This window comes from Methylobacterium sp. ARG-1 (assembly GCF_001262595.1).
Lineage (GTDB): Bacteria > Pseudomonadota > Alphaproteobacteria > Rhizobiales > Beijerinckiaceae > Methylobacterium > Methylobacterium brachiatum.
Genome location: NZ_LHCD01000010.1, coordinates 26,315 through 41,867, shown reverse-complemented (window position 1 = coordinate 41,867; position 15,553 = coordinate 26,315). Strand labels below are relative to the sequence as shown.

At 71.1% G+C, this 15,553-nt stretch carries 13 protein-coding genes; 2 read left to right on the top strand and 11 right to left on the bottom strand.

Annotated features, from left to right (window positions below; translation table 11 throughout):
• Positions 1–43: 43 nt before the first annotated feature.
• From AKJ13_RS11990 to AKJ13_RS30370, 5 genes are all read right to left on the bottom strand, one after another.
• A complete protein-coding gene (locus AKJ13_RS11990) occupies positions 44–541 on the bottom strand; it encodes a hypothetical protein (protein ID WP_082316929.1) in 498 nt (165 codons plus the stop codon).
• 9 nt (positions 542–550) lie between these two features.
• Positions 551–1,099 (bottom strand): peptidylprolyl isomerase, encoded by a 549-nt coding sequence (locus AKJ13_RS11985; protein WP_050733551.1) that lies wholly within the window; start codon positions 1,097–1,099, stop codon positions 551–553.
• A 27-nt stretch (positions 1,100–1,126) separates the two neighbouring features.
• A complete protein-coding gene (coaD, locus tag AKJ13_RS11980) occupies positions 1,127–1,630 on the bottom strand; it encodes a pantetheine-phosphate adenylyltransferase (RefSeq protein WP_050733550.1) in 504 nt (167 codons plus the stop codon).
• 61 nt (positions 1,631–1,691) lie between these two features.
• Positions 1,692–4,442, bottom strand: coding sequence for a DNA gyrase subunit A (gyrA, locus tag AKJ13_RS11975; protein ID WP_050733549.1), 2,751 nt, complete (start codon positions 4,440–4,442; stop codon positions 1,692–1,694).
• Between the two features lie 176 nt (positions 4,443–4,618).
• The gene (locus tag AKJ13_RS30370) at positions 4,619–4,921 is read right to left on the bottom strand and encodes a hypothetical protein (RefSeq protein ID WP_082316928.1); all 303 of its coding nucleotides are present in this window, start codon (positions 4,919–4,921) and stop codon (positions 4,619–4,621) included.
• Positions 4,922–5,145: 224 nt separating this feature from the next.
• Between AKJ13_RS30370 and AKJ13_RS11970 the strand changes: the two genes are divergently transcribed.
• Entirely contained in the window at positions 5,146–5,997 is an 852-nt protein-coding gene (locus AKJ13_RS11970) for a S49 family peptidase (RefSeq protein ID WP_050733548.1), read from the top strand.
• Between the two features lie 31 nt (positions 5,998–6,028).
• On the opposite strand, the gene AKJ13_RS11965 is transcribed toward AKJ13_RS11970, so the two are convergent.
• Together AKJ13_RS11965 and AKJ13_RS11960 are read right to left on the bottom strand one after the other, a co-directional pair.
• Positions 6,029–7,747 (bottom strand): methyl-accepting chemotaxis protein, encoded by a 1,719-nt coding sequence (locus tag AKJ13_RS11965; protein WP_050733547.1) that lies wholly within the window; start codon positions 7,745–7,747, stop codon positions 6,029–6,031.
• Positions 7,748–7,846: 99 nt separating this feature from the next.
• A complete protein-coding gene (locus AKJ13_RS11960) occupies positions 7,847–8,716 on the bottom strand; it encodes an NAD(P)-dependent oxidoreductase (RefSeq protein WP_050733546.1) in 870 nt (289 codons plus the stop codon).
• A 100-nt stretch (positions 8,717–8,816) separates the two neighbouring features.
• Between AKJ13_RS11960 and AKJ13_RS11955 the strand changes: the two genes are divergently transcribed.
• On the top strand, positions 8,817–9,842 hold the full coding sequence (locus tag AKJ13_RS11955; RefSeq protein WP_050733545.1) for a P1 family peptidase: 1,026 nt from the start codon (positions 8,817–8,819) through the stop codon (positions 9,840–9,842).
• A gap of 29 nt (positions 9,843–9,871) precedes the next feature.
• Here the strand turns inward: AKJ13_RS11955 and AKJ13_RS11950 are convergent, their stop codons facing one another.
• The 4 genes from AKJ13_RS11950 to AKJ13_RS11935 form a co-directional block, all read right to left on the bottom strand.
• Positions 9,872–10,153, bottom strand: a complete 282-nt coding sequence (locus AKJ13_RS11950) for a hypothetical protein (RefSeq protein ID WP_050733544.1) — start codon at positions 10,151–10,153, stop codon at positions 9,872–9,874.
• Positions 10,150–12,549, bottom strand: coding sequence for a response regulator (locus AKJ13_RS11945; protein WP_050733543.1), 2,400 nt, complete (start codon positions 12,547–12,549; stop codon positions 10,150–10,152). The genes AKJ13_RS11950 and AKJ13_RS11945 overlap by 4 nt, the downstream gene beginning before the upstream one ends.
• Positions 12,550–12,596: 47 nt before the next feature.
• The gene (rarD, locus tag AKJ13_RS11940) at positions 12,597–13,496 is read right to left on the bottom strand and encodes an EamA family transporter RarD (protein WP_007562912.1); all 900 of its coding nucleotides are present in this window, start codon (positions 13,494–13,496) and stop codon (positions 12,597–12,599) included.
• 137 nt (positions 13,497–13,633) lie between these two features.
• A complete protein-coding gene (locus AKJ13_RS11935; RefSeq protein WP_050733542.1) occupies positions 13,634–15,325 on the bottom strand; it encodes a HAMP domain-containing methyl-accepting chemotaxis protein in 1,692 nt (563 codons plus the stop codon).
• Between the last annotated feature and the right edge of the window lie 228 nt (positions 15,326–15,553).

Below are 15,553 nucleotides of genomic sequence, written 5' to 3'. Positions count from 1 at the left end.
AATGTAGCGGCGCTCCCCCGATCCGGCGAGCGCGGCGAAACGGTCAGGCCGGCGGGCGGTAGACCAAGCGCAGGGCCACCGGCCGCCCGGCAATCGCCCGGCCGAGGCCGGGGGTGATCCGCGCCGGGGTGCAGCCAGCGAGCGCCTCGAGGGTCGCCCGCACGAGGGTGCGGCGCTGGTCCCGCGCGAACCCCGCCGCATAGGTGATGCGCGGCGTGCCGATCAGGCTGCCATCGCGCCGGAGCGACAGCCGCGCGGTGATCTCGACATCGTCGGACCCGGCCGCGGGCCGGCCGAGACCGGCGGGCGGTCGCCAGCAGGCCGCCAGCACCGGATAGAGCTCGGCCAGGGTGTCGGCGGCCCCGGCCGGGGGCCGCGCCAGGGGCACCGCGACGGTGCCCCGCAGGGTCTGCGGCAGGCTCAAGCGATAGCCGCCCCCGGCCTCGTCGGCGTAGCCGCCATAGGCATAGCCGCCATCATAGGCATGCGCCGTCGCCGGAGCGAGGGCGAGCGCGCCGAGGACGGCGAGCCGGCGCCACATCGGCGCGCGCTACTTCGCCTTCTCGGCGAGCGTCATGCGGACGATCTTGTCCGGGTCCTGCACGGCCCCGCCCGGTGCGCCGGGGGCGGCCTTCTTGATCTTGTCGAGCACGTCGAGCCCGTCGGTGACGTTGCCAACGACGGTGTACTGCTTGTTCAGGAACGGCGCGTCGCCGAGGCAGATGAAGAACTGCGAGTTGGCCGAGTTCGGATCCGACGAGCGGGCCATGCCGACGGTGCCGCGGCGGAACTCGGCGGTCTGCGAGAACTCCGCCGGGATGTTCGGCAGGCTCGAGCCGCCGGTGCCGTTGCCCTTCGGGTCGCCGGTCTGGGCCATGAAGCCGTCGATCACCCGGTGGAACTTCAGGCCGTCGTAGAAGCCCTGGGAAATCAGCGTCTTGATTTGCTTGACGTGCTTCGGGGCAAGGTCGGGCCGCAGCGCGATGGTGATGCGCCCGTCCTTGGTCTCGAGATAGACCGTGTTGGCGTCGGCGGCTCGGGCGGCCGGGATGGAGCCGAACGTGAGGGCGAGCGCGAGGAGGGCGTGGCGGCGATTCATCGGGTTCCTTCCAGAGAGGTCAGAGGATCAGGCGGTGGCGGCGAAGCGCTGCCGGAGGCGGGCCGCGACGGCGGCGGGCACGAAGGGCGAGACGTCCCCGCCCATGCCGGCGATCTGGCGCACCAGCGTCGCGGTGATCGGGCGCGCCTGCGTCGAGGCGGGCAGGAACACGGTCTGCACCTCGGGCGCCATGGCGCCGTTCATGCCGGCGAGCTGCATCTCGTAATCGAGATCCGTGCCGTCGCGCAGGCCGCGGATGAAGATCGACGCGCCGCAGCGCCGGGCCGCCGAGACCGCGAGGTCCGCGAACGTCGCGATCTCGAGCGTCGCGCCCTCGGCTTCGGCCACCGGCCCGCAGGTCTCGGTGAGCAGCGCGGCGCGCTCCTCGGCGGAGAAGAGCGGCGCCTTGCCGGGATGGACGCCGATGGCGATCACGAGGCAGTCCACCAGCCGGCAGGCCTGGCGGACCACGTCGAGATGGCCGTTCGTGACCGGATCGAACGAGCCGGCGTAGAGGGCGGTGCGGGTCATCGCGACCCGACCTAGAGCATTTTTGCGCCGGACGGAACCTCGCGGTGCGCGGGCCGGAGCCTCAAACCTCCTCGGCGCCCCCCTCCGGACCGGCCTCGGCGACGCCCTCGCCGTTCTCCTCGTCCTCGCCCTCGATGTGCTCCACCGACACGACCTTCTCGTCCTTGGCGGTGTTGAACACGGTCACGCCCTGTGAGGCGCGGCCGACGATGCGGATGTCGTCTACCGGCACCCGGATCAGCTGGCCGCGGTCGGTGACCAGCATGATCTGGTCCGTGGCCTCGACCGGGAAGGAGCCCACGAGGTTGCCGTTGCGGTCGTTGACCCGCATGGCCGTGATGCCCTTACCGCCGCGGCCCGAGGTCCGGTACTCGAAGGACGAGGAGCGCTTGCCGTAGCCCCGCTCGGACAGGGTGAGCACGTATTGCTCGGCCGCGCCCATCTCGGCGTAGCGCTCCGGCGAGATCGCGGCGGCCTCGGCGCCGTCCTCGGCCTCCACCTCGGCGCCCTCGTCCGCCTCACCGGTGACGGCGCGGCGCATCTTCAGGTAGCCCGTCCGCTCCTCGGCGCTGGCGTCGAAAGCGTTCAGGATGGTCATCGAGATCACCCGGTCGTCCGGGGCGAGCAGGATGCCGCGCACGCCGGTGGAATCGCGGCCCTTGAACACGCGCACATCCTCCACCGGGAAGCGGATGCACTGGCCCTTGGCGGTGGTGAGCAGCACGTTCTGGTCCGGCCGGCAGATCTCGACATGGACGATGTGGTCGCCCGGATCGAGCTTCATGGCGATCTTGCCGTTGCGGTTCACCTGGACGAAATCCGACAGCTTGTTGCGCCGGACGTTGCCGCTGGCGGTGGCGAACATCACGTCGAGCGTCTCCCAGGACGCCTCGTCCTCGGGCAGCGGCATGATCGTGGTGATGCGCTCGGAGGTGTCCTGCAGCTGCAGGATGTTCACCAGCGCCTTGCCGCGGGCGTTCGGGGCGGCCATCGGCAGCCGCCAGACCTTCTCCTTGTAGGCCTGGCCCTGGCTGGAGAAGAACAGCACCGGCGTGTGGGTGTTGGCCACGAACAGACGGGTGACGAAATCCTCGTCGCGGGTGGCCATGCCCGAACGGCCCTTCCCGCCCCGGCGCTGGGCCCGGTAGGTCGAGAGCGGCACGCGCTTGACGTAGCCGGCATGGGACACGGTCACGACCATGTCCTCGCGGGCGATCAGGTCCTCGTCGTCGACGCTCGAATCGTAGTCGACGATCTCGGTCCGGCGCGGGGTAGCGAATTGCTGCCGCACCTCGATCAGCTCGTCCTTGACGATCGCCTGGATGCGGGCGCGCGAGCGCAGGATGTCGAGATAGTCGGCGATCTCGTCGGCCAGCGTCTTCAGCTCGTCCCCGACCTCGTCGCGGCCGAGGGCGGTGAGGCGCTGCAGGCGCAGGTCGAGGATGGCGCGGGCTTGGGTCTCGGACAGGCGGTAGGTCCCGTCCTCGGCGACCCGATGGCGCGGGTCGTCGACCAGCGCGATCAGCGGCGCGATGTCGTGGGCCGGCCAGTCGCGGTTCATGAGGGCCTCGCGGGCCGAGTTCGGGTCCGGCGAGGTGCGGATCAGCCGGATCACCTCGTCGATATTGGCGACCGCGATCGCCAGGCCGCACAAGACGTGGGCGCGCTCGCGGGCCTTGCCGAGCAGGAACTTGGTGCGCCGGGAGACGACCTCCTCGCGGAAGTCTACGAAGGCCTGGAGCAGGTCCTTCAGGTTCATCAGCTCCGGCCGGCCGCCATTGAGGGCGACCATGTTGCAGCCAAAGGAGGATTGCAGCGGCGTGAACCGGTAGAGCTGGTTCAGCACGACCTCGGCCATCGCGTCGCGCCGGATCTCGACCACGATGCGCATGCCGCTGCGGTCGGATTCGTCGCGCAGGTCCGAGATGCCCTCGACCCGCTTCTCCTTCACGAGCTCGGCGATCTTCTCGACCAGCGTCGCCTTGTTCACCTGATACGGGATCTCGGTGAAGATCAGCGCCTCGCGCTCCTTGCGCAGCTCCTCGACATGCGACTTGGCGCGCATGATCACCGAGCCGCGGCCGGTGGCGTAGGCCTGCCGGGTGCCGGCCCGGCCGAGGATCATGCCGCCGGTGGGGAAGTCCGGCCCGGGGACGATCTCGGTGAGCTGCTCGATGGTCAGCCCCGGATCGTCGATCAGCGCCACGCAGGCGTCGATCAGCTCGCCGAGATTGTGCGGCGGGATGTTGGTCGCCATGCCGACCGCGATGCCGCCGGCGCCGTTGACCAGAAGGTTCGGGAACCGGGCCGGGAGGACGGTGGGCTCCTCCCGCGATTCGTCGTAGTTCGGCTGGAAGTCGACGGTGTTCTTGTCGATATCCGAGAGCAGCGCCGTGGCGGGCTTGGCCAGGCGCGATTCGGTGTAGCGCATGGCCGCCGGCGGATCGCCGTCGACCGAGCCGAAATTGCCCTGCCCGTCGATGAGCATCAGGCGCATGGAGAAGTCCTGCGCCATCCGCACCAGGGCGTCGTAGATCGATTGGTCGCCGTGCGGGTGGTAGAGACCGATCACGTCACCGACGATGCGCGCCGACTTGACGTATTTCCGCTCCGGCAGATGCCCGGATTCGAAGGCGGAATACAGGATGCGGCGGTGGACCGGCTTCAGGCCGTCGCGCGCGTCGGGAAGCGCGCGGCTCACGATCACGCTCATGGCGTAATCGAGGTAGGAGCGGCGCATCTCGTCGGTGATGGAGACGGGGCGAATGTCGCTGGCGGGCGGGGCGGTGCCCGTCGGATCGGTCTCGGCCAAGGAATTACCCGTAATCAGGCCCGGAGGGGCGGTGCTGGCGACCGTCCCGGTGGCGCGCGGAGCGCCCGGACGGCCTTGCGGAACAGCAGTGATATCAGGTGGTTAAATAAGCTTTTCCGCGCCCGCACACAAGGCTGCGCCCCGGACCGATCCGGCCGGGGCGCAGGCTGCATCCGTCAGTAGAAAGTCGGGTGCCGGGGGGCGAAATGCCGGCGGTAAACGACGGGCCGGCGGTGCCCATAATGACGGTGCCAATGGTGCCGCCGATGCCAGTGATGGCGCCGGTGATGCCAGTGCCGCCGCCAGTGATGGCGCCGGTGCCAGTGGCGCCGATAGTGCCAGCGCGCGAGTTGCACCGTGGGGCCGGGCGCAGCCGCCTCGGCGGCGGCCGGGACCGGCAGGGGTGCCGCTCCCGCGGGGGCGTTGGCGAAGCCCCCGATCAGCGCGGCGAGCAGGACCAGGATAGGCCAGGGTCGCATCGTCTCTCTCCCGTGTGAGCACCCGGAGGCCGTCCGCCGATCCGGGCCGGCGCGATCCGCGCCACCGGCAGGAACCGCCAAGGTCGGCAAACGGTTCGATCCGCTGCGACTGCGCAGACCGCCATGAGCGCCGGGACCTCCTGTCCCGGTTCCCTTGCGCCCGGCGCCGGAACGCCCAATTCGGGCGGCAGCACTCACGCTTCCCGCGCCGTCCAAGAGACCCCATGCCGTTCGCGCTTCCCGACGCCCTCCGGGCCTTCCTGCCGCGCCGCTTCCGCGACCGCCGCCCGCGGGTCGCCGTGGTCCGGCTCTCCGGCACGATCGGGGCGGTCTCGCCGATCCGCCCGGGGCTCTCGATCGGCGGGGTCGCGGGCAGCCTGGAACGGGCCTTCACGATGCCCGGGATCAAGGCGGTGGCGATCGTGATCAACTCGCCGGGCGGTTCGCCGGCGCAGTCGCACCTGATCCACCGGCGCATCCGGGCCTTGGCCGAGGAGAAGACACTGCCGGTCGTGGCCTTCGTGGAGGATGTCGCGGCGTCGGGCGGCTACATGATCGCCTGCGCGGCCGACGAGATCGTCGCCGACCCGACCTCGATCGTCGGCTCGATCGGGGTGGTCTCGGCCGGCTTCGGCTTCCACGGCCTGCTGGAGAAGATCGGCGTCGAGCGCCGGGTCCACACCCAGGGCGAGGCGAAGTCGATGCTCGACCCGTTCCGCCCGGAGGACCCGGCCGACGTGGAGCGCCTGAAGCGCCTTCAGGCCGACATCCAGGATCTGTTCACCGGTCTCGTGAGGGCGCGGCGCCCGACGTTGTCGACCTCCGAGAACCTGTTCACCGGCGCAGTCTGGACCGGCCGCCAGGCGCTCGCCCTCGGGCTGGTCGACGCACTCGGCGACGTCCGCGCCACCATGCGCGCCCGCTTCGGCGACACCGTCGACCTACGTCTGGTCGCCGAGGCTCGGGGCGGGATCCTGTCCCGCCTGCTGCGCCGGGGCGGGGCGCCGGGCGGAATCGCCGAGGACGCCCTGGCGGCGCTCGAGGAGCGCGCCGCCTTCGCGCGGTTCGGGCTCTGAACGCCGAGCCCGGACCGGAGCCGGGCCCGGCCTAGGCGGCGACCTGCGCGAGGAAGCGCTCGATCTCGCTCTCCAGCTCGGCCGCCACCGAATCCACGGTCTGGGCCGCGCCGGTGACGGTGGCCGCCATCCGGGCGGAGCGCCGGGCGGCGCCGGCCACCGTGGTCAGGCCGCCGGCGATCGCCTCCGTGGCCCCCGCCGTGTCGGCGACGTTGCGCGAGATCTCGGCCGTGGCCGCGCTCTGTGCCGAGACCGCGGAGGCGATGCCGCCCGTGGTCTCGGTGACCGCCCGCATCCGCTCGCTCATCCGGCCGATCGCCGCCACGGTCGCCTCGGTGGAGGATTGGACCCCGGCGATCTGGTTGCCGATCTCCTCCGTCGCCTTGGCCGTCTGCGAGGCGAGGGCCTTCACTTCGGACGCCACCACCGCGAAGCCCTTGCCAGCCTCGCCCGCGCGCGCCGCCTCGATCGTGGCGTTGAGCGCGAGCAGGTTGGTCTGCCCGGCGATCTGGCGGATCAGCCCGACCACGTCGCCGATCCGGCTCGCGGCATCCGCGAGGTCCGTGATCTCGGTGTTCATCGTCTCCGCCTCCACGGCCGCGGTGGTGACCAGCCGCTCGGCTTGGTCGAGCTGCATGCCGATCTCGCCGATCGACGCGGAGAGTTCCTCGGCCGCGCTCGCCACCGTCTGGACGCTCGCCGAAGTCTCGTGCGAGCCCCGCTCGGTCTCGGCCACGGCGATTTCCGCCTCCGCGGAGGTGGCCACCATCTCGTCGGCGCGCGCCCGCATCTCGCCGGTGCTCGCGGTGAGCGAGCCCTTCAACACCACGACCTGCCTGCGGAACGCCTCGATGACGCGGTCGAGATTCGCCCGGCGCCGGGCCTCGTCCGCCGCGCCCGCGCTCTGGAGACCTTCGAGTTCCCGGGTCCGCAGGCCGGCGCTGCGCAGCACTTCGAGGGACCGGGCCACCGCGCCGATCTCGTCGCCGCGCCCGGTATGGGGGATCGGGGTCTCCAGATCGTCTGCCGCCAGCGCCTCGATCCGCGACGAGATGGCGGCGAAGGGCCGGAACAGGCGCGCCGCCACCAGGCCGACCAGGGCGCAGGCGAGCACCGCGATGACCAGGGCGGCCACGCTGAGGCTCGTCATCGTCTGCGCGTAGGCGTCGAAATACATCTCGATCGGGAGCCCGATGAACAGGATGCCGTTGACGGTGCCGGCCGCGTCCAGGGTCGGCTGATAGACGGTGTAGAAGCGGCGCCCGAACAGCACCGCCGGGCCCTCGTAGGTCCGGCCCGCGCGCACCGCGGCCTGGGCCGGGCTGTCCGCGGCGAGCAGGGTGCCGACGGCGCGGGCTCCATCCTGGCCGCGCACGGTCGTCTGCCGCCGCACGAAGGTACCGGTGGCCGGCTCATAGCTGAACACCGTGGCGACGCCGCCGGAATAGGCCACCGCATCGTCGACCACGGACGCGTCCGCGAAGCCCGCGAGGCTCGGCGTCACCACCTTGGCGATCCGCGCCTCCGTCACGTCGGCCGTCGTTCCGGGAAGCCGCGCGGCCAGGACGAGCGCCAGCGTGCGCAGGTTGCGCTCGCCGTTGGTGCGCTGCTCCGCCTCCATCTGCGACCAGGTCTGCCGCGAGACGGTGATCCAGATTGCCCCCGCCGTGAGTGTTACCACAACCATGGCGAGCAGGATCACCTTCGTGGACAGGGTCATCGCCTGTAGCGAAGGAAGACGTCGGGTCATGCACTTGTATCCGCGCTTGAACTGCGCGCGGACACTGTGACTTAGGGTTGAATCAATCGTTAAGGTCACTATTGGAAGCAGAAGACCTGGTCGCTAGGTTCAACTCTGGCCTGCACGCCGTGCAGAGACCCGTGCCAGGGCGGCCAGATCCTTCTCGCCGTCCCCGTGGCTGATCGCCTCGATCAGCCCGTCGCGCAGGACGCTGGCGAAGGGCATCGGCACGCCCGCGCCTTCCCCGGCCTGGAGGGCGAGGCGCACGTCCTTGGCGCCGAGCTTGAGGCCGAAGCCCGGCGGCTCGTAGCGGTTCTGGGCGATCGAGGCGCCGTAGCCCTTGTAGACCGGCGAGGCGAACAGCGTGTTGGTCATCAGGTCGAGGAAGTCTGCGCCCGCGACCCCGTGGCCTTCGGTCAGTGCGCAGGCCTCGCCCATGGCCTCGATCGCCGAGATCAGCATGAAGTTGCCGGCGAGCTTGACCGCGTTGGCCCGCGACGGCTCCTCGCCGAACGGCCAGGTCTTGGCCCCCATCGCGTCGAACAGCGGCGCGGCGCGCGCGATCAGGGCCGCAGCGCCGGCGGCAACGATGTTGAGCTTGCCGGCCTCGGCCACGTCCGGCCGGCCGAAGACCGGCGCGGCGATGTAGGGAACGCCGGCCCGCTCATGGATCGCCGTGAGCTGCCTGGCGAGCGCCACCGAGATCGTGCTCATGCCGATATGCAGGCCGGGGCGCTCGGGCTGGTCGAGCAGCCCGCCCGACACGATCACCGCCTCGAGTGCCGCGTCGTCGGCCAGCATGGTGATGACCGCCTCGCCCGCGAACGCCTCGGCGGCGCTCGCCACCGGGGTCACCCCGGCGAGGCCCTGCGCGCCCTCGGGCGAGCGGTTCCAGGCCCGGACCCGATGGCCCGCCCGCGCGAGGCTGGCGGCCATGCCGCGGCCCATCCGCCCCAATCCGATGAATCCCACGTCCATGCCGTGCTCCTCGTCGCGCCTTGCCGTCCGACCAACCCGGATCGGGCGGGGATGGCGCACCGGGATTTGCCCCGATCGCCAGCCGTGGCAAGCTCGATCCATGCCGCGCAACCGCATCACCGACATTCCCGGCCTGCGGGTCGGTCACGCCAGCGACCTCACGGTCGCCAGCGGGGTCACCGCGATCCTGTTCGACGCGCCCGTGGTCGCGTCCGTCGACGTGCGCGGCGGCGGCCCGGGCACCCGCGAGACCGACCTGCTCGATCCCGAGCGCACGGTGGAGCGGATCGACGCCCTGGTGCTCTCGGGCGGCTCTGTCTTCGGGCTCGATGCGGGTGCGGGGGTGACCGCCTGGCTCGCCGAGGCCGGTCGGGGCTTTCCGGTGGGCCCGATGCGGGTGCCGATCGTGCCGGGGGCGATCCTGTTCGACCTGCTCAACGGCGGCGACAAGGCGTGGGGCCGCTACCCGCCCTATCGCGAGCTGGGCTTCCTGGCGGCGGCGGCCGCGTCGGACGACTTCGCCCTCGGCTCCGTGGGGGCCGGCACGGGGGCGCGCACCGGGCGCCTGAAGGGTGGGATCGGCTCGGCCTCGGCCCTCGTGCCGGGTACCGGCTGCTCGGTCGGCGGGCTCGCAGCGGTCAACGCCTTCGGCTGCGCCACGATCGGGGACGGGCCGCATTTCTGGGCCGCGCCGTTCGAGCAGGCGGACGAATTCGGCGGCCTCGGTTCTCCCGCGCGGGTGCCGGCCGACGCCCTCGCCTTCCCGGCCCGGACGCTGCCCGGCGCGGCGACGACGCTCGCGGTGGTCGCCACCGACGCCGCCCTGACCAAGGCGCAGTGCCGGCGCCTCGCGGTGGCCGCGCAGGACGGCCTCGCCCGCGCCCTGGTGCCGGCCCATACGCCGCTCGACGGCGACCTCGTCTTCGCGGTGGCGACCGGCGCTGTGGCGCTCACGGACCCGGTGGCCGACCTCGCCCGCCTGGGCGACGCCGCCGCGCGGGTGCTGGCCCGGAGCGTGGCGATCGGCGTGTTCTCGGCGACCAGCCTGCCGGGGCTGACGCGCACGCCATCGCTTTCGATCATGGGCCTGCCGCCGGCCTGGCGGGACCTGTTCGGCCAGGAATGAGATCGGCGCGCGGCGCGCCGATGCGCGGGTCAGATCTCCCCGCGGGCATCCGCGATCAGCTGCGCCAGCCCGGCATCGACCTCCTCGGCGAGCATCTTGCGTTCGGCATCCGTGAGGTCCTTGGCCCAGGTCGTGCCGCCGAACCCTTCCGCGCAGCGCGCCCGCTCGGAGGCGATGTAGGCTTCGGTCTCGGCGGGCCGCGTCTTCATCGCGTGGACGAGGCCGAACCAGGCCGCCCGCTCCACCACCGCCAGCCGCGCCCGCAGGCGGATCGCCGCCGCCTTGTCCGGACCGATCCCGTCATCGCTCATGGTGTGTCTCCCGTGCCATCCCCGGCGCTGTCCTTCTCGGCGAGCCGCTGGATCAGGCCCTGAAGCCGGCCCGGCACCGGCTCGGCGGCGGAGCGCGCGTAGAGCACGCGCAGCTGCCGCCCGATCTCGGCGAGGCTCATGGAGCCCTTGGCGATCACCCGGTCGGCCTGGGCGCCGAGGCTCGCCTTCTCGGCGCTGGTGATCTCCTTGGCGGTGAGCACCACCACCGGCACGTCGCCGTCCGGCCGGGCGCGCAGGGCCCGCAGGAAGCTGAACCCGTCCATCTCGGGCATCATCAGGTCGAGCAGAATCAGGCTCGGGCGCGTCTGGCTGACCCGTTCCAGGGCGATCTGGCCGTTCTCGGCCTCGTCCACGGTCCAGCCCTCGCGGCCGAGCGACCGGCGCAGACGCTCCCGGGCATCCGGGTCGTCGTCGACCACGAGGACGCGCGCCTCGCCAGGCCCCTCCGGGCGGTAGCGCTCCATCATGCCCTTCAGCCGGTCCCAATCGATCGGCTTGACGAAGTAGTCGGTGGCGCCGAGCGCCTGGCCGAGCCCCTGCTCGGCCACCACCGAGGTCATGATCACCGGCGTCCCGGCCAGATCGGGATCGCTGCGCACGGCGTGCAGCACCGCCCAGCCGTCCATGCGCGGCATCTCGACATCGAGCAGGATCGCCCGCGGGCGCAGCGCCCGGGCGAGCGTCAGCCCAGCGCGGCCGTCATTGGCGGTGCGGACGTGAAAGCCCTCGCGCTCGAGGAAGCGCTGGAGCAGCTCCCGGGCGGCCGGGTCGTCGTCCACCAGCAGGACCGTCTCGTGCTGCTCGTGCGGCTCGACCGCCGCGGCCGCGATCTCGGCCACCTCCGGCGGCTCGTCCTCGGGCTTGAGCGTCGCGGGCAGGCGGATCGTGAAGGTCGCGCCCTGCCCTTCCGTGCTGGTGACGGCGATGTCGCCGCCCATGGTCTGGCAGAAGGCCCGGGTGATGGCGAGGCCGAGGCCGGTGCCGCCGAACTGGCGGGTGGTCGAGTCGTCGGCCTGGACGAAGCGCTCGAACAGGCGCCCGATCTGCTCCTCGCTCAGCCCGATGCCGGTATCGCTCACCGCGAAGGACAGCCAGTCCGCCCCGTCCTCCTGATGGCGGCGCACCGCCAGGGTGATGGTGCCGTTCTCGGTGAACTTGGCGGCGTTGCCGATCAGGTTGACCAAGCACTGGCGGATCTTGGTCTGGTCCTGATGGATGGAGCCCAGCGCGTCGGCATCCGCATCGACCACGAAGCGGTTGCCCTTCTTCTCCACCAGGGACCCGGTGGAATCGCCGACATCCTGGATCAGGTCCGCGACCGGGAAGGTCTCGGCCGAGGCGGTCATGCGCCCGGCCTCGATCTTGGAGATGTCGAGCACGTCATTGATCAGCGACAGCAGGTGCCGGGCCGCTGCCTCGATCTTGCGCAGGTCCGGCAGGAGGGCGGCCTGGCCGATATCCTCCAGCTCCTCGCCGAGCATCTCGGAATAGCCGATCACCGCCGAGAGCGGTGTGCGCAGCTCGTGGCTCATATTGGCGATGAACTGGCTTTTCGCCCGGTTGGCGGCCTCCGCGGCCTGCCGGGCCCGCTCGACCGCCTCCTCGGCCTCCTTGCGCTCGGTGACGTCGACGCAGGTGCCGACCCATTCGCGCAAGGTGCCGTCCTCGGCGAGCACCGGCACGCCGCGCACCTCCATGGCGCGCCAGACGCCGTCATGGCGGCGCAGGCGGTACTCGATCTCGTAGGGCTTGCGCTCCTCGACGCAGGCGGCCCAGGCATCGGCCGCGTGAGCGCGGTCGTCGGGATGAACCGCGTCGACCCAGCCCCAGCCCTGATAGGCCTCCTCGTTCTGGCCGGTATAGGTGCTCCAGCGGACCTGCGGCGGCATCAGCTCGCCCACCGCGTTGGTGTTCCAGATCACCGCCGCGGAGGCATCCACCAGCGCCCGGAAGCGCTGCTCGGAATCGCGCAGGCGCTCCTCGACGGCGCGGCGGCGGGAGATGTCGGTGTTGGTGCCGTACCAGCGCAGGATGTTGCCCGCCGCGTCCCGGTGCGGCAGCGCCTTGGACAGGAACCAGCGATAGATCCCGTCCCGACCCCGCAGCGGGAACGTGTCCTCCCAGGATCGGCCGAGCATGATCGCCGCCCGGAAGCGCTCGGTCACGGCCTCGACATGGTCGGGATGGTGGATGGCGCGCCAGCCCCAGCCGCGCATCTCCTCCAGGGTGCTGCCCGTGTAGTCGTACCAGCGCTGGTTGTACCAGACGATGGTCCCGTCGGCCTCGGCGATCCAGGCGAGCTGCGGCAGCGTCTCGGCGAGATTCCTGTAATCGGCATCGGTGACGACGCCTCGGCCGCCCTCGGATTCGCTCATCGGCCCGCCGGTATCCCGTCATCGCCCCGCGGGGCGCATGGAATGCCTTATACACGCATCGGATCGGGATCCGACCGGATCTCGGGCACGGGATCGGCAGGGCGCCGGCCGCGGAGGGCGTCGACGCTGTAGAGGGCGAGCGCCACCCAGATCAGGGCGAACATCGCCGCCCGGGGCGGCTCCACGTGCTCGCCGTAGGCCAGGACGCTGAGGCACAGCAGGCAGGTCGGGGCGACGTATTGCAGCAGGCCGAGGGTCGTCAGCCGCAGGCGCACCGCCGCGGCGGCGAACCAGATCAGCGGCAGCGCCGTGGTGAGCCCGGTGAGCATCAGCAGTGCGAGGTTCTTCGGCTCGGCCGGCAGGAACGGCTCGGGCGAGAGGATCAGCCACGCGACGGCCGCCGGCAGGAGCAGCAGCGTCTCGGTCAGGAACCCGACCAGGGCATCGACCCCGACGATCTTTCGGACCAGCCCGTAGAGGGCGAAGCTCACCGCCAGGGAGAGCGACAGGATCGGTAATTCGCCGGCCCAGACCACCGCCACGGCGACGCCCGCGGCCGCGATCCCTACCGCGACCGCCTGCAGGGGCCGCAGCCGCTCGCCGAGCACGATGCGCCCGAAGGCAACGCTCACCAGCGGGTTGATGTAATAGCCGAGGCTGGCGTCGAGCAGGTGTCCGCGGTCGATCGCGTAGAGGTACAGCAGCCAGTTGATCCCGATCATCACGGCCGAGACCGCCAGCAGGGCGTGGCGCGGGCGCAGGGGCAACGGCAGATGGAGCCGCTTGCGCGCGGCGAGCGCCAGGGCCAGCGCCCCCGCGAACAGGCTCGACCAGACGATCCGCTCGGCCAGGATGTGGTTCGGGCTGAAGGCCCCGAGCATCCGGAAATGCACCGGGACCAGCAGGCCCCAGCTCAGATAGGCGGCGAGCGCGTAGACGAGGCCCACGTCAGTCTTCCCGGTCGACCCGCCATGCGACCCGAGTGGGCGGACGGCCCGGGGGCTTTACGCCCGACCGGCCGCGCGCGACAGGGGGGGACGGCGCAAGTCTGTCCTCCCCGGCCGCTGCGCGGCCCGCGTCTGGCTCAGGCGGCCCGGATCGTCGACAGGAACCGGTCGACCTCGCCGCTCAGGTGCTCGGACTGGCGCGACAGCTCCGAGGCGGCGCCCAGAACCTGGTCCGCAGCCCGGCCGGTTTCCGCCGCCGCCGAGGCTACGCCGGCGATGTTGCTGGTCACCTCGCCGGTGCCCTGCGCCGCCTGCCCGACATTGCGCACGATCTCCTGCGTGGCCGCGCCCTGCTCCTCGACCGCGGCGGCGATCGAGGTCGCCACCGACTCGATCTCCTTGATGCGCGCGGTGATGCCCGCGATCACCGCGACGGCCGCGCCGGTGGATTTCTGGATCTGGCCGATCTGGCCGGCGACCTCCTCGGTCGCCCGGGCGGTCTGGTTGGCGAGTTCCTTGACCTCGGACGCGACCACGGCGAAGCCGCGACCGGCCTCGCCGGCCCGGGCGGCCTCGATCGTGGCGTTCAGCGCCAGCAGGTTGGTCTGGGCGGCGATGTCGGTGATCAGCCGGACCACGTCGCCGACCTTGGCGGCGGCGCCGCTCAGCTCCTGGACCAGGGTCGCGGTCTGGTCGGCCTCGGCCACGGCGCCCTGGGCGAGCTTGGCCGAGCCGTCGACCTGGCGGCCGATCTCCTGGACCGACGAGCCGAGTTCCTCGGCCGCGCTTGCCACCGTGTTGACGTTGGAGGCGGCCTCCTCGGCCGCGGCCGCCACGGTGGTGGATTGGCTGGCGGTCTGGGTCGCGGTGGCGGTCATCGCCTGGGCGGTCGCCTGCAGCTCGGTGGCCGCGGACGAGACCAGGCCGATGATCCGGCCGACCGTGCCCTGGAAGCCATCGGCCAGTTCCAGCATGGCCTTGCGGCGCGCCTCCGCGGCGGCCTCGTCGGCGACGCGGCGGATCTCGGCCTGCTCGGCGGCCTTCTGGGCGACCAGCGCCTTGATGCCTTCCACGGCGCGGCCGATCAGGCCGATCTCGTCGCCGCGCCGGGCCTCGGGGATCTCGGCATCGATCTCCCCGCTCGCCATGCGCCGCAGCACGGCGGTCAAGCGGCCGATCGGGCGCGTGACGCCGTAGACCACGACCAGCATGCCGCCGATCATGCCCAAGGCGATGCCGAGGAGCGAGATGGTCAACAGCACGGTGCGCGTCCCGGCGGTCTCGGCGGTCAGCGCGTCGGACCGTTTCTGCAGCGAGACATCCATGTCGTCCACGAGCGTGCGGGCGGATTCAGTCATCTCCGCCTGGACGCCGTCCGCGATCCGGCGCGCCAGCGACAGGGCCTCGTCGGCCTTGGCCTTGTCGGCCAGGTCGCGCAGATCGCAGAGGGCCCGATTATAGGCGTCGAAATGCCCGGCGATCTGCTCGATGCGGTCCCGGAACGCGGGCGCTTCGCGGCGAGCGCCGTCGATCAATTTCGCGGCCTCGGCGGCCAGGGTGTCGAGACCGCGGCCGACGCGGCTTCCGTCTGCGGTGCCGGCTTCGGATGCGGTGCGCAGGGCGGCGTAGCCGAGCTGCGCCACGACACGGTTCAGGCGCGAGACCTTGACGACCGCCTTCGATTCCTTATCAAGCAAAAGTGAGTATGACGCGTCGATCGCGACAATCTTCTGCGACGTGTACCATGCGCATCCGAAGAAGATTGCGCTCATGAGAGTAATAACTGCGAAAAGCTTCGACGGAATACTTAACTTCGACATCAGTTGCATGACGGCCCCGCTCGGCACGATACCCTTCGAGCCAAAGTGACCTATGTTGATTTCTGCTGCCGGCGGCAAGTAATATCATCGAACGATCAAGCCGGCGGCAGGATTGCCGAAGGGCCGGTTTCAATCTTTATCGATTAAATTTCATCTCGAACATTTATTTTGCCGCCTCACATGGCGCGCAATTGAAACAGAAAAAGCATTTTAATGCTGATTGTAGGAGTCGTAATC